13 protein-coding genes are annotated in these 13,504 nt (G+C 47.3%); 3 read left to right on the top strand and 10 right to left on the bottom strand.

Translation table 11 applies throughout. From position 1 onward, the window contains the following. Positions 1-123 precede the first annotated feature (123 nt). On the bottom strand, positions 124-1,788 hold the full coding sequence (ettA, locus tag AKN87_RS09750) for an energy-dependent translational throttle protein EttA (protein WP_053103317.1): 1,665 nt from the start codon (positions 1,786-1,788) through the stop codon (positions 124-126). Between the two features lie 256 nt (positions 1,789-2,044). On the opposite strand from ettA, the gene glyA reads away from it, so the two are divergent. Next, the gene (gene glyA / locus AKN87_RS09745; protein ID WP_053103316.1) at positions 2,045-3,298 is read left to right on the top strand and encodes a serine hydroxymethyltransferase; all 1,254 of its coding nucleotides are present in this window, start codon (positions 2,045-2,047) and stop codon (positions 3,296-3,298) included. A gap of 79 nt (positions 3,299-3,377) precedes the next feature. On the opposite strand, the gene dtd is transcribed toward glyA, so the two are convergent. Together dtd and AKN87_RS09735 are read right to left on the bottom strand one after the other, a co-directional pair. Beyond that, entirely contained in the window at positions 3,378-3,815 is a 438-nt protein-coding gene (gene dtd, locus AKN87_RS09740; RefSeq protein WP_053100934.1) for a D-aminoacyl-tRNA deacylase, read from the bottom strand. An 83-nt stretch (positions 3,816-3,898) separates the two neighbouring features. Beyond that, positions 3,899-4,912: a class 1 fructose-bisphosphatase gene (locus AKN87_RS09735; RefSeq protein ID WP_053103315.1), complete on the bottom strand. Its 1,014-nt coding sequence runs from the start codon at positions 4,910-4,912 to the stop codon at positions 3,899-3,901. 270 nt (positions 4,913-5,182) lie between these two features. Here AKN87_RS09735 and AKN87_RS09730 point away from each other — a divergent pair, with 270 nt between their 5' ends. Further along, positions 5,183-5,896 (top strand): OmpW/AlkL family protein, encoded by a 714-nt coding sequence (locus AKN87_RS09730; RefSeq protein WP_053103314.1) that lies wholly within the window; start codon positions 5,183-5,185, stop codon positions 5,894-5,896. A 65-nt stretch (positions 5,897-5,961) separates the two neighbouring features. Here the strand turns inward: AKN87_RS09730 and AKN87_RS09725 are convergent, their stop codons facing one another. The 7 genes from AKN87_RS09725 to AKN87_RS09695 all read right to left on the bottom strand — a co-directional run bounded on the left by AKN87_RS09725 (position 5,962) and on the right by AKN87_RS09695 (position 12,614). After that, entirely contained in the window at positions 5,962-6,894 is a 933-nt protein-coding gene (locus tag AKN87_RS09725) for an NAD-dependent epimerase/dehydratase family protein (RefSeq protein ID WP_053103313.1), read from the bottom strand. Beyond that, positions 6,887-7,771, bottom strand: coding sequence for a sugar nucleotide-binding protein (locus AKN87_RS09720; RefSeq protein WP_053103312.1), 885 nt, complete (start codon positions 7,769-7,771; stop codon positions 6,887-6,889). The genes AKN87_RS09725 and AKN87_RS09720 overlap by 8 nt, the downstream gene beginning before the upstream one ends. A 25-nt stretch (positions 7,772-7,796) precedes the next feature. Continuing rightward, a complete protein-coding gene (htpX, locus tag AKN87_RS09715) occupies positions 7,797-8,750 on the bottom strand; it encodes a zinc metalloprotease HtpX (protein WP_053103311.1) in 954 nt (317 codons plus the stop codon). A 62-nt stretch (positions 8,751-8,812) separates the two neighbouring features. After that, entirely contained in the window at positions 8,813-9,373 is a 561-nt protein-coding gene (locus tag AKN87_RS09710; protein WP_053103310.1) for a LemA family protein, read from the bottom strand. Between the two features lie 101 nt (positions 9,374-9,474). Continuing rightward, a complete protein-coding gene (waaA, locus tag AKN87_RS09705) occupies positions 9,475-10,752 on the bottom strand; it encodes a lipid IV(A) 3-deoxy-D-manno-octulosonic acid transferase (RefSeq protein WP_053103675.1) in 1,278 nt (425 codons plus the stop codon). A gap of 3 nt (positions 10,753-10,755) precedes the next feature. Beyond that, positions 10,756-11,316, bottom strand: a complete 561-nt coding sequence (locus AKN87_RS09700) for a response regulator transcription factor (protein ID WP_053103309.1) — start codon at positions 11,314-11,316, stop codon at positions 10,756-10,758. A gap of 41 nt (positions 11,317-11,357) precedes the next feature. Further along, positions 11,358-12,614, bottom strand: a complete 1,257-nt coding sequence (locus AKN87_RS09695) for an ATP-binding protein (protein ID WP_053103308.1) — start codon at positions 12,612-12,614, stop codon at positions 11,358-11,360. A gap of 117 nt (positions 12,615-12,731) precedes the next feature. On the opposite strand from AKN87_RS09695, the gene AKN87_RS09690 reads away from it, so the two are divergent. Further along, complete coding sequence (locus tag AKN87_RS09690) at positions 12,732-13,442, top strand: SIMPL domain-containing protein (RefSeq protein WP_053103307.1); 711 nt, start codon at positions 12,732-12,734, stop codon at positions 13,440-13,442. Positions 13,443-13,504 lie beyond the last annotated feature (62 nt).

Below are 13,504 nucleotides of genomic sequence, written 5' to 3'. Positions count from 1 at the left end.
CAAAGGACTAATTTACGCTATAGCAGACTCAGCATGGAATAAATAGTTTGTGCTAGAGCTAACCTCGAATGCTCAAAACCAAAAAGCCCATCACTCAGGATGGGCTTTTGGCTAGTGCACAGCTTAAGCTAAACGCTTATAACGTACACGCTTCGGTTGTAGCGCTGCATCACCAAGACGTTTTTTACGATCTTCTTCAAACTCGGTGTAGTTACCCTCAAAGAACACCACCTGGCCATCATCTTCATAGGACAGAATATTGGTTGCAATTCGGTCTAAGAACCAACGGTCGTGGGAAATCACAATCGCAGAGCCAGCAAAGTCCAGTAAGGCTTCTTCTAGTGCGCGTAAAGTTTCTACGTCTAAGTCGTTAGAAGGTTCGTCCAACAGCAATACGTTGCCGCCTTGCTTTAGGGTCAACGCCAAATGCAAGCGACCACGCTCACCACCAGATAAGTCTTTGACAAATTTTTGTTGATCGGCACCTTTAAAGTTAAAGCGCCCCACATAACCGCGAGAAGGTACTTCATAGTTACCGACTTTAATCATGTCAGCACCGTCAGAGATTTGCTCCCAGACCGTTTTATTACCATCTAAATGATCACGGTGCTGATCAACACTGGCCAACTCAACGGTTTCACCAATAACAATTTCACCGGAGTCTGGCTGTTGCTCGCCCATAATCATGCGAAACAGCGTCGATTTACCAGCGCCGTTACCACCGATTACCCCAACAATCGCCCCTTTAGGTACCGCAAAGGATAAATCATCAATCAGGATACGATCGCCAAAGCCTTTGCGCACGTTATGAAACTCAATCACTTTATCGCCTAAGCGTTGGCCCGCTGGGATATAAATCTCGTTGGTTTCGCTACGCTTTTGGAACTCTTGCGACTGCATTTCTTCAAAACGCGCTAAACGTGCCTTAGATTTAGACTGGCGGCCTTTAGCCCCTTGGCGTACCCACTCTAACTCCGCTTTCATCGCTTTGTTGTGGCTTAGCTCTTGCTTCGCTTCTTGCTCTAAACGGTTAGCTTTAGCTTCAAGCCACTGGGAATAGTTACCCTCAAATGGAATACCCTGACCTCGGTCTAGCTCTAAAATCCAACCAGCTACGTTATCTAAGAAATAACGGTCGTGGGTAATCGCCACCACAGTGCCTTGGAAATCATGCAAGAAGCGCTCAAGCCACGCAACCGAGTCGGCATCCAAGTGGTTAGTTGGCTCATCCAGCAATAACATATCAGGCGCTGATAGCAATAAACGGCACAGGGCAACGCGGCGCTTCTCACCACCCGATAAATGCTCAACCTTGGCGTCCCATGCCGGCAAACGGAGTGCATCTGCTGCCACTTCTAATTGGCGCTCAAGGTTATGGCCATCGGCGGTTTGTAAAATTGCCTCTAATTTTGCTTGCTCGGTGGCTAACGCATCAAAATCCGCATCGGGTTCGGCATACGCGGCGTACACTTCATCCAAACGCGCCTGGGCTTGCTTAATTTCATCCACCGCTTCTTCAACGATTTCTCGTACGGTTTTGCTTGGGTCTAACTGTGGTTCTTGGGGCAAGTAGCCAATTTTAATTCCCGGCATCGGACGAGCTTCGCCATCAAACTCTTTATCCACACCCGCCATAATGCGCAGCAAAGTAGACTTACCCGCACCGTTTAAACCTAAAACCCCAATTTTTGCCCCTGGGAAAAAGGACAACGAAATATCTTTTAAAATCTCGCGCTTGGGCGGCACCACTTTACTTAGGCGGTGCATTGTAAACACGTATTGAGACATGAAATACCTAGCTAATTAAACAACCATAAAGCTCAGGCTAAACCTGAGGATTTTGCAGGCAAGCTACCTGAATCTCGGCACTTGGGCAAATAACAATCAGGCTATTTTACGCTGTTTCTTAATTCTGTAGCAGCTTTTCTCCAGACTGAGCTTTTCTTATGCAACAAGTGACCCTGATTCATGTGCGCCTTGAAGCAACTTAGGGTAGAATCAGCGCTTAAATTTATTCCGCCCAGCTAATTCTCAGGGGACTGTTATGTTCAGCCGTGATTTAACTATTGCTCGTTTTGACGCCGAACTGTTCGAGGCGATGGAGAAAGAAGCCCAACGCCAAGAAGAGCACATTGAGCTTATTGCTTCAGAAAACTACACCAGCCCAGCAGTGATGGAAGCGCAAGGTTCTGTGCTGACCAACAAGTACGCTGAAGGTTATCCAGGCAAGCGCTATTACGGCGGTTGTGAACACGTTGATGTGATCGAGCAATTAGCCATTGATCGCGCTAAAGAGCTATTCGGCGCCGACTACGCTAACGTACAGCCCCATGCAGGCTCACAAGCTAACTCTGCTGTTTACCTAGCATTATTAGAAGCGGGCGATACTATTTTAGGTATGAGCTTAGCCCACGGTGGCCACTTAACCCACGGTGCTTCAGTGAGCTCTTCAGGCAAACTGTACAATGCGGTGCAGTACGGCATCACCGATGAAGGTTTCATCGACTACGACGAAGTTGAGCGCTTAGCGGTTGAACATAAGCCAAAAATGATCGTAGCCGGTTTCTCAGCTTATTCTCAGGTGTTAGATTTTGCCCGCTTCCGTGAAATTGCGGACAAAGTAGGTGCTTACCTGTTTGTCGATATGGCGCACGTTGCTGGTTTAGTTGCTGCTGGCATCTACCCCAACCCAGTACCCTTTGCGGACGTGGTAACCACCACTACCCACAAAACCTTACGCGGTCCACGTGGCGGTTTAATTTTAGCTAAAGCTAACCCTGAGCTTGAGAAAAAACTAAACTCAGCGGTATTCCCAGGTAGCCAAGGCGGCCCGTTAGAGCACGTCATTGCTGGTAAAGCTATCTGCTTTAAAGAAGCATTACAGCCTGAGTTTAAAGCCTACCAACAGCAGGTAGTAAAGAACGCACAAACCATGGCTCAAGTTTTTGTTGAGCGTGGCTTTGATGTGGTGTCTGGCGGTACTGAAAACCACCTGTTCTTGTTATCCCTGATCAAGCAAGACATTACCGGTAAAGATGCCGATGCTGCTCTAGGCCGCGCGAACATCACCGTTAACAAAAACTCCGTGCCAAATGACCCACGTTCACCTTTCGTTACTTCTGGTTTACGTATTGGTACCCCAGCAATAACCACCCGTGGCTTCAAAGAAGCTGAGTGCCGTGACCTTGCAACTTGGATCTGCGATATTTTAGCTGATATCGAAAACGAGCAAGTGATCGCTGAAGTACGCGAAAAAGTGAAAGCAATCTGCGCCAAATTACCGGTATACGGTAACTAGCTCTACTGCTTCGCTAACCCAAAACGCCGCTCAATGTCAGCGGCGTTTTTGTTGCTCGCTAATAAATTACAGCAAGCGCTTACACTTCGAGTAAAAATGTAACAGGCCCATCGTTGGTTAAGCTAACTTGCATATCCGCCCCAAATTGACCGGTTTGCACTATCGCGTGCTGTTGTTTTGCTTGCTTAACTAACAAATCAAACAGCTCTTCCCCTAAGGCAGGTGGCGCAGCGGTAGTAAAGCTAGGACGCAGCCCACTTTTCGTATTAGCTGCCAAAGTAAATTGGGAAACCAATAATAAACCACCCTGAATATCTTTTAAGGATAGATTCATTTTATCCTCGGCATCAGCAAACACGCGGTAATTCAATAACTTATGCAGCATCTTAGCCACAGATGCCGGCGTATCCTGCGGCTCAATCCCGACGAGTACTAATAAGCCTTGCTCAATTTGCCCGATAGTCTGTTGCTCTACTTCAACCTTGGCGCGGCTAACACGCTGAATCAATGCTTTCATTAGCTAAACCTTATACCTATGAATCCGGATAAAAATGCATAAAAAAGGCAGCCGCTACGGCTGCCTTTTTAATCGAAAAACGATTATTTGACTTCGTGATGATAACCCGTGACCCGCTCAACTTCTTCTTTAGAGCCTAGGAATACAGGTACGCGCTGGTGCAGCGAAGTTGGCTGAATATCCATAATACGCTGCACTCCGTCGGTTGAAACACCACCGGCTTGCTCTACGATAAACGACATCGGATTGGCTTCGTACATTAAGCGTAACTTACCAGGCATGCTTGGATCACGATTATCTTTTGGATACATGAAGACTCCACCGCGGGTCAAAATGCGATGGACATCAGCAACCATCGAAGCAATCCAACGCATGTTGTAATTTTTCTCTAGCGGACCTTCGACACCTGCCAGCATTTCATCCACATAACGCTTCACTGGTGCTTCCCAATGACGCTGGTTTGACATATTAATCGCAAATTCAGCGGTGGTTTCAGGAATGCGCATATTCTCGTGGGTTAAAACAAATGAACCCATTTCAGAGTCTAGGGTAAAACCAATCACCCCACTGCCGAGCGTTAAAATCAGCATAGTTTGCGGGCCGTAAATTGCATAACCCGCAGCCACTTGCTCAGTACCTGCTTGCAAGAAGGCATCTTCACCAAGATCACCGGTATCACCATTGCGATCAGGGCAGCGCAATACGGAGAAAATAGTACCTACTGAGACGTTAACATCAATGTTGCTTGAGCCATCTAACGGGTCAAACACTAATAGGTAAGAACCTTTAGGGTACTGACCTGGAATCTGGTAAGCCTTTTCCATTTCTTCAGAAGCCATGGCAGCTAAGTGTCCACCCCATTCGTTGGCTTCGAGTAAAATTTCGTTAGACAGTACATCTAATTTCTTCTGTACTTCACCCTGTACGTTTTCCGTACCCATGCTACCAAGCACCCCACCTAGGGCACCTTTAGAAACTTGGTGACTGATCATTTTGCAAGCGCGGGCCACCACTTCAATTAAAAAGCGTAATTCGGCAGGGGTTTGATGCGAGCGGGTTTGCTCAATAAGAAAACGACTAAGGCTGGTACGGGACATATTAGCTCCAAGGGCTACAGCAACGAGCACAGCCGATCAGCTGCACCCTATTAATTAAGCTCAAACAGCATGTTTGATCAGAAAAAGATGATGCTGGCTATTGTAGCTGAATCCGCCACCTAGCTAAATCAACTTCTGCTTACCCGTTTAAAGTTCCTGCTAACTGTTGAAAATTTGAGCAAGATCAAGACATTGAGCTAAGATGTGCCACACAATACGACTAACGTTGTAATTATTTAGTTATTTGTACTCGTTTTATTGGAGTTTATTATGCGTAAATCCGTTTTTGCAGCCTCATTACTAGCGCTTGCAGTAGCAGCCCCAGCTGCATACGCCCACCAGGCAGGTGACATCATCGTTCGTGCGGGTGCAGTAACCGTTCAAACTAAAGAAAATACCTCTGGTGTAAAAGTAGACCGTGGTGCATTAGCTGGTGCTAACTTAGGTGGTAAAGCCACTTTAGATAATGATACTCAGCTTGGTTTAAACTTTGCCTACATGGTGACTGATCACTGGGGCGTTGAGTTATTAGCTGCTACTCCGTTTAAGCACGATGTTGGTCTAAAAGGTACTGACTTAAGTGCTGCAGGCTTAGCTAATGATTTTGCTAATGGCAAACTGGGTAGTCTCAAACACTTACCACCTACTTTAAGCGCTGTTTTCTACCCAATGGACTCTGGTAATAAGTTCCAGCCGTATGCAGGTTTAGGTATTAACTACACTTGGTTCTTTGATGAGAAAGTATCTAGCGAAGCCAAACAAAAAGGCTTTAACAATTTCCGCGTTAAAAACACATGGGGCTGGGCAGCACAGTTAGGTGCTGACTACATGCTAACTGATAATCTGATGCTAAACGCGCAAGTACGCTACATCGATATCGATACCCGTGCTTATGTTAATAATAGCGCCTTAGGTGTGCGTGCTAAAGTTAACGTAAACGTAGAGCCTCTAGTGTATATGGCTGGTATAGGTTACAAATTCTAAGATTAATTTCTTAGCTATTAAAAATAGGCGCATGATGCGCCTATTTTTTATGCTGAGTTTAATTGTTATGAGCCCTTCAACAACTCAGCCAAGCCTTGCTCAATTGAGACGGGCTGGGTTAGTGGAAAGTAATGCTGGAGGCGCTGATTATTGGCTAGTGAATGCTTAATATCCCCTGCTCTAGCTGAGCCATAACTAACACTCAAGGGCTGTTGTAAGGCCTGTTCGATCCCTTGCAGTAATTGATTCAGGCTCACCGAGCCGCCTAGCCCAACGTTAATCGCCCCACCACTTGGGATCTCATCCACCTCAAGTGCTGCCTGCAAAATTTTCACTAGATCACTGACAAACACAAAGTCACGGGTTTGCTCGCCGTCACCAAATACGGTAATCGGCAACTGCTGCTTAGCCCGCTCAGTGAAGATGCTAATTACTCCAGAATAAGGCGAAGAAGGATCTTGGCGTGGGCCATAAATATTGAAGAAGCGAAAGATAACCGGCTCTAGCTGGTGCTCGCGCTGATAAAACTCTAAATAATATTCACTGGCTAATTTATCACTGGCATAAGGTGTAAGGGGCTGTTTGGCTAAACTTTCGCTAATCGCCTCACCTTCACCGTTATTACCATATACCGCTGCGCTAGAAGCAAATATCACCCGCTTCACTTGATGCTGGCGCATGGCCTCGCAGACATTTAAGGTACCAATAAAATTACTTTGATGAGTGGCTAAAGGCTGTTCAACCGACGCCTGCACCGAAGCCACCGCCGCCAAATGCGCCACGGCATCACAGCCTGCAACACAGCTCGCTACTAGCTCTGCATCAGCAATATCACCTTCAATAACCGTTAAGCGCTCGCTACGCGGTAAGTTACTTAACTTACCCGTTGAAAAGTTATCCAACACCCGTACCTGATGCCCTTGAGCTAAGAGGCTATCCACTAAATGCGAGCCAATAAAGCCGGCCCCACCGGTGACCAAAATAGTTAATTTAGACATTACGATAATAGCTATCCAAAAGTTCAGCTAAGCCTGCCCGCCAAGCGCGTGGCTTAATGCCGAAGGTATAAGTAATTTTACGGTTATCTAACACACCATGCTGCGGCTCAATTGTGGCGTCGGAGAAATACGCGTGGGGCTGGGCAATAACCTCTTCGGAGAGTTGGGGTCGCCATTGTTTAGCCTCAGCTAAAATAGCTTTGCCCACCGCTAAGCTGGTCGCTGCCTCTTGCCCACCATAGTGATAAGTCCCCCACAGTGCCGCGCCACAATCTAACTGCTTTAAGATCGCCATCAAGACCCGAGCCACATCAGCAATCGGCGTTGGATTACCACGGCGGTCATCGGCCATTTCAATCAGTTGGTGATCTTGCGCACGCTGTAACACACGGCCTAATAAGCCTTGAGGATTATCATCAAGCACCCAGCCCAAGCGCAGAATAATATGCTGTTCGCAGGTTTCACGAACCACCTGCTCCATACGCATCAAAGCTTGACCACGGGGACTTAACGGCTGGCAATCTTCTTTTTCTGAATAGGCTGTAGCCTTCGCGCCATCAAACACGCGGTAGCTGGAGGGTTGAATTAAGGTCACCTGATCCTTTGCACAGCGCTCAGCCAGTAAGCGCAGCACCTGCTGTTGCGGTGGAAAAGTTGCAGGGTTAACCGCACCCGCCTGAAACCAGTCGTAGTAATACGCCAAATTCAGCACTAAATCAGGCTGTACTTCAGCAAATAGCGCCTGCAAGCTTTGCGCACACCAGTCGCCCTCTGGCGCTATCGGAGCCACAAAGGCAATATCATCTTCCGCCCCTAAATGCATTAAGGCCTTACCCAGCGCATTACCGCCACCGAGTAAAATTAAACGCAAACGCATAGTGACTCCTTATTTAACTCGTGGACTATTGCGGCCGTCGGCCTTCTAAAGCGGCAATTCGGTTTTCAATACTGGGATGCGTGGAAAATAACGAATCCCCTTTGTTATAAATATAGGCTGCACTGCGATAGGCTTGCCCAGTGCTTTCGTGCTCATACTGGTGCTGCTGATGTTGGCCAGAAATTTTACGCAAGGCGCTGATCATCGCTTGATTATCTTGGGTGAGCTGCACCGCTGCCGCATCCGCCATGTACTCGCGAGTCCGTGACAAATATAGATATAACACCTGGGTAATCACCGGCAAGACCAAGTTAAGCAGCATTAAAATCATCCGCGCTTTATTCGCCGCCTGATTACGCTCACCACGGGCAACAAAAAACAGCTGACTAAAGATGTTAGTAATCGTCAAAATAACGTTAGCTAAAATACCCACATACAACGTAAGTTTTGAGTCGCCATGCACAATATGCCCCACTTCATGGGCCATTACTGCCTGTACTTCTTGTCGATTTAACTGATCCAGTAAGCCCTGGGTAACCCCGAGAATCGCGTTTTTCGATGACCATCCGGCCGCAAAGGCATTGGGTTCAGGGGTGGCTAGAATATAGAGCTTGGGAATATAGCCTAACGTCGCGGCCAGGCTAAGTTCTTCAACGATATTTAATAGCTGCCGCTCGCCACGAGATAACTCTGCAGCAGGTGAAATTTCTCTGGCATTCATCCCGGTGAGCATCATCTTATGCCCCCAAAAATGAATGGCGATAATCCCGAGTACTGTCAGCGCTAAAATCAACAAGGTGGCGTAAGGCATTTGTTGAAAACTAGCAAAAGCCCATAGGTTTTCCGCTAATCCCCAATAAGGGTTAGCATTTAATACCGTATCTACCAACAGCCCCACCAGCGTCATAATCAGCATATAGCTAACAATAACTAATTTAGTGCGTTGGTTATTACGACGAATAATTTCACGAAAATCCATGACTAACTCCTTTGGCCCTGAGCCCTTGTTAGCAGTGACTCAGAGCATTATTAAGTACAGGATTAATCAAAGCTGATACGGCGCTCTTCCTCTTGTTTAATCGCAGTTTCATCTAAACGCCAGTAATCTTTATCTAGGTTAAGTGAAGGAAAAAACTTCATAATAAATAAAGCCGGAAACGAAGCAATGTAAGCGCGGAACTTTTCTAACGAGTTGTTATAGCCTGTTTTCGCAAAAGACAGTTTGTTCTCGGTAGAAACAATTTCTTCTTGCAGATTAGTCATAATCTCTGCTGACTTTAATTCGGGGTAGTTTTCCACCGCGACATTAATCGCCCCACTAGAGACCACTTTAGATAACTCTTGCTCGGCGGCTTTGGCTTCGCTTGGATTAGTTGACTGAGCTTGAGCACGTAGTTCGGTAATTTTAGTAAAAACTTCAGACTCATGACTTAAGTATTTTTTTACCGTAGCCAGCAAACTATCAAACACCTTACCCCGTCGATCCAACTGCACTGAAATCGCAGTTTCACTGGAAATCACCGCTTCACGCAAGGTAACTACGCGGTTATACAGATAAAACACAAGCGCTGCTAAGGCAATCAACACCACTAAAAATTTCATAGTTTCAATCCTTTTACATGAATGACTTAGCCTGCAGTTTAACCCGAAGTGCTAGCCCAACGATATGCGCTGGGAAAAACAATCGGTAGTTCTAGCTGCTGCTACTTGGTTTTCTCTAACTGTTGTTTAAGCAGCCCGATTAATTGCGCCAAAGCCCCTTGGTTTTGTTGCAACACCTTAATTCCAGCCTGCCCTTGTTGCTGACACAACGCCTCGGACTGTTGCCAACCCAGCAGTTGTTCAGCCAGCGCACTTGGCGTGCTCACTAAAGTTAAGGCGCCCGCCTGCTGCAATTGCTCGGCAATCTCTAAGAAGTTAAAGCGCGAAGGGCCAGCTGCAATGGGTTTAGCCAGTGCTGCAGGCTCTAAAAAATTATGCCCGCCATTGTCCACCCAGGTTCCGCCAACAAAGGCGGCATCGGCCACGGCATACCACAGCATCAGCTCGCCCATGCTATCGCCTAGCAACACTTGATCCGCCATCTGTAATGGACGCTGCTGCGAACGCCGCATACTGCGCAGCCCCTGCTGTTCTATCAGCTGCGCCACCTGATTAAAACGCTCTGGATGACGTGGGACTAAAATCAACAAGGCTTCAGGCACTTGCTGCAACAACTGCTGATGGGCCTGTAAAATTAGCTCATCCTCACCGGCATGGGTGCTTCCTGCAACCCAGACAAAACGTGATGCTAAGTGCCATATATCCGCTAACTGTGCCGCCGATTGCAGTAATTCAGGAGCTAGGTTTAAATCAAACTTAATTGATCCGGTCACCTGCACCGCGGCGGGTTGCGCACCCAATTGTAAAAAGCGCTTCGCCTCCGCTTGGCTTTGCACCGCAATTCCAGATAGTTCAGCCAGCATAGGTGCAGTTAAGCGCTGAAACTTGGCGTAACCTTTAGCTGAGCGCTCAGATAAACGCGCATTGGCCAATACCACAGGTATGGAGCGCAAATAACACTGATGAATATGGTTAGGCCATAGCTCGGTTTCCATCACAATGGCCAGTTTAGGCTGCACTTGATTTAAAAAGCGTTTCGCCGCACAGGGCAAATCGTAAGGTAAGTAACAGTGCTGCACCGAATCACCAAACAAGGCTTGAATCCGTTCAGAACCGGTAGGCGTCATGCAGGTTAAGGTGATCGGTAACTGCGGATATAACTGCTGCAGCTGCTTAATTACCGGTGCTGCGGCAATGCTTTCACCCACTGACACCGCATGCAACCAAATACCACCAGGCTTAAAGGCTAACTTTTTTAATGCAAAACGCTCGGCAATCCGCTGCCTATAGGCCGGTGCTTGGCGCGCACGAAACTGCAAGCGCAACCAAATAAAAGGCACGGCCAGATACAGCAAGATGCTATACAGTGTGCGATTCATCATTTAGCGCTGCACCGGACGTTTTTGTAACTTCCGCTGCAAAGTCCGGCGATGCATACCCAGAGCCCGTGCCGTGGCGGAAATATTGCCATCATGTTCGGCCAATACCCGCTGAATATGCTCCCATTGGATACGATCCACTGACATAGGATTTTCTGGAACCAAGGTTTCCACATCGGCTTTATCTGATAGCAAGGCAGCCAATACATCATTAGCATCGGCTGGCTTACACAGGTAATTACAGGCCCCGCGCTTAATCGCCTCGACTGCCGTAGCAATGCTGGAGTAACCGGTTAAAATCAGCACACGCATTTCAGCATCTAACTCGAGTAATTTTGGCAGCAAGACCAAGCCAGAATCACCCTCCATTTTCAGATCAAGCACCGCTAGATTAGGCAAATCCTGTTTCGCGATCTGTAAACCGTCATCGGCATTGGCTGCCACCGATACCCGCAAGCCACGGCGCGTCATTGCACGAGCCATAACATGGGTAAAGGTTTCATCATCATCTACTAGCAGTAAATGGGGCTGCTCGGTGCTATCAAATATAGCGTCATCAGTCATTGCGTACTCCTATTCGAGCGGGCGATTAATTATCGACATGCTTAAGCGCAAGGTAAGCGCAACTCGGCTAAAGTCCCGCCCGTTGCATGATTATAAAGCTTTACCGTGCCCCCTGCTCGGTTGACGCTGGCTTGAGTTAAAAACAAGCCCAAACCAAAGCCTTTGCCCTTGGTGGTAATAAAGGGTTTACCCAGTTGCTCAGCAATGGCTAAGGGCACTCCGCTGCCATGATCTTTAATCTTGACGCTGATCCATTCTCGGCTCCACTCCAGGGTAATAATCAAATTATCTGGACAAGCATCTGCAGCATTATTCAGTACATTTAATAGTGCTTGCGTCACATCCGCTGGAATCTGTTTACTTGGCTCATTCTCACGGCTTAACACTTGATAACTGTAAGTAGCCTCAGGGCGCATCAGATGCCAGCGATCTAAGGATTTTTTCATCCACTGGGTAATCGGCTGCCACTCGGCTTTATGATTGCGATCCGCTTCTGAGGCCCGCACCAATTGCTGTAAGGTTTCGCGGCATAACTTAACTTGGCCCTGTAATAACTTAACGTCTTCATGTAACAAACGATCCGCGCGATAGCTTTGTTCCAGCTCTGCCAGCAACACACTCATGGTCGATAACGGAGTACCTAATTCATGCGCAGCACCTGCCGCTTGGGTAGCTACCGCCAACAACTGCTGATCGCGCATGGCTTCTTCACGACGCACCGCTTGCAATAAATCTTGATTGCGCACCGCGCCAGCCATCTTCACCACAAAAAAGATAATAAAAACCGCCGATAACGCAAAATTCAGCCACATACCAAACAGGTGCAAAGAAATCAGATTAATGCCGTACTTTTCACCCACCATGTGTAATGGATGAAACCAAATTAATAGCGCGGTATAACCGGTTAACGCTAAGCCGCCCAAAATAAGCGAGTACATCCAAGATAAGGTCGCAGCAGCAATGGTTAGCGGCACTAAATAATAGGCCACAAAGGGATTGGTTGACCCACCGGTGTAATACAGCAAGGCACTATGGATAAAAATATCGAAACCCAGTTGCACGGCAAACTCAAACTCCGTCACCGGCCATGACAAACGCAACCGTAATAGCGTGAGCAAAATGGCAATAAACGACAGTACCAACAACCCTATTAGCTGCATCCAATCTAAATGAATTAACTCCGAGGCGTAGGCAATCCATAAGGTAGCGCCTTGGGCGACCAACACCACCATGCGAATAATCGCTAAGCGCCATAAATTTTGCTGGCTAGCAGAAAACAGTTGGGCAGGGGCAAGCATAGTTTTCCTTAAATTTATCCTTACAAAAAGCTAGCCAGTACAGTAGCGGCTTGGCTTACTATGGAACTCAACCTGTAGTTTAACAGTCATTGGGCTGATTAATTTTGGAGTTTACCTATGTCTTCTGTGCTTAAGCCGTTATTTTTAACCCCGCTGTTAGTGGCGGGCAGTTTATTGCTAAATTCCGCCCAAGCGGCCGAGCCACGCTTTAATCAGATTTCACTGCGGGCTGAAGCCAGCACCGAGGTGCCCCACGATCTGATGTCGGTCACCCTATATAGCGAGGAACGTGGCGCAGAGCCAAACGTTATTGCCGAAAAAGTCACCGCACAATTAAACCAAGCAGTGACCAGTGCTCGTAAAGTAGAAGGCATTAAGATCAGTATGGGTAATCGTAATAGTTACCCAGTTTACGGTGAAAAGAATCAAGAAATTACCGCTTGGCAAGAACGCGGTGAAGTTCGTTTAGAAAGTAAAGACTTCACAGCCCTCTCGCAACTCACTGGTGAGCTGTTAAAAGAGTTAAAAATGGGTGGTATGCAGTTTGCAATTGCCCCAGAAACCCGCCGCGAACACGAGGATAAATTACTAGCCGAAGCGATTAGTGCGTTTAAATCTCGGGCCAAAATTGCCACCGATGCATTGGGTGGCAAGTCTTATAAAGTGGTGAACTTAAACTTGAACACCAGTAACTTTCCAACGCCGCCCATGTATATGCGCGCTGCCAGTGCTAAATATGCCATGAGCGAGTCGGCTGATATTCCTCAAGTAGAAGGCGGCAATGCCCAAGTAACGCTGTCTGCCGATGGTGTGATTGAAGTGCAATAACCTTCTCTGGCATTCGCCCTAATAGGCAAATGAGACGGCAAACGACAATTACTCTCATTTGC

This window comes from Thiopseudomonas alkaliphila (assembly GCF_001267175.1).
Lineage (GTDB): Bacteria > Pseudomonadota > Gammaproteobacteria > Pseudomonadales > Pseudomonadaceae > Oblitimonas > Oblitimonas alkaliphila.
The sequence above is the reverse complement of the archived record's forward strand: the minus strand, read 5'-3'. Positions and strand labels throughout refer to the sequence as shown.

Coding starts and splice junctions, on each gene's coding strand:
- AKN87_RS09700 (WP_053103309.1), bottom strand. CDS start 11,316: ATGACTGATGACGCTATATTTGATAGCACCGAGCAGCCCCATTTACTG.
- waaA (WP_053103675.1), bottom strand. CDS start 10,752: ATGAATCGCACACTGTATAGCATCTTGCTGTATCTGGCCGTGCCTTTT.
- AKN87_RS09725 (WP_053103313.1), bottom strand. CDS start 6,894: ATGTCTAAATTAACTATTTTGGTCACCGGTGGGGCCGGCTTTATTGGC.
- ettA (WP_053103317.1), bottom strand. CDS start 1,788: ATGTCTCAATACGTGTTTACAATGCACCGCCTAAGTAAAGTGGTGCCG.
- AKN87_RS09730 (WP_053103314.1), top strand. CDS start 5,183: ATGCGTAAATCCGTTTTTGCAGCCTCATTACTAGCGCTTGCAGTAGCA.
- AKN87_RS09710 (WP_053103310.1), bottom strand. CDS start 9,373: ATGAAATTTTTAGTGGTGTTGATTGCCTTAGCAGCGCTTGTGTTTTAT.
- dtd (WP_053100934.1), bottom strand. CDS start 3,815: ATGAAAGCATTGATTCAGCGTGTTAGCCGCGCCAAGGTTGAAGTAGAG.
- AKN87_RS09735 (WP_053103315.1), bottom strand. CDS start 4,912: ATGTCCCGTACCAGCCTTAGTCGTTTTCTTATTGAGCAAACCCGCTCG.
- AKN87_RS09695 (WP_053103308.1), bottom strand. CDS start 12,614: ATGCTTGCCCCTGCCCAACTGTTTTCTGCTAGCCAGCAAAATTTATGG.
- AKN87_RS09720 (WP_053103312.1), bottom strand. CDS start 7,771: ATGCGTTTGCGTTTAATTTTACTCGGTGGCGGTAATGCGCTGGGTAAG.
- glyA (WP_053103316.1), top strand. CDS start 2,045: ATGTTCAGCCGTGATTTAACTATTGCTCGTTTTGACGCCGAACTGTTC.
- AKN87_RS09690 (WP_053103307.1), top strand. CDS start 12,732: ATGTCTTCTGTGCTTAAGCCGTTATTTTTAACCCCGCTGTTAGTGGCG.
- htpX (WP_053103311.1), bottom strand. CDS start 8,750: ATGGATTTTCGTGAAATTATTCGTCGTAATAACCAACGCACTAAATTA.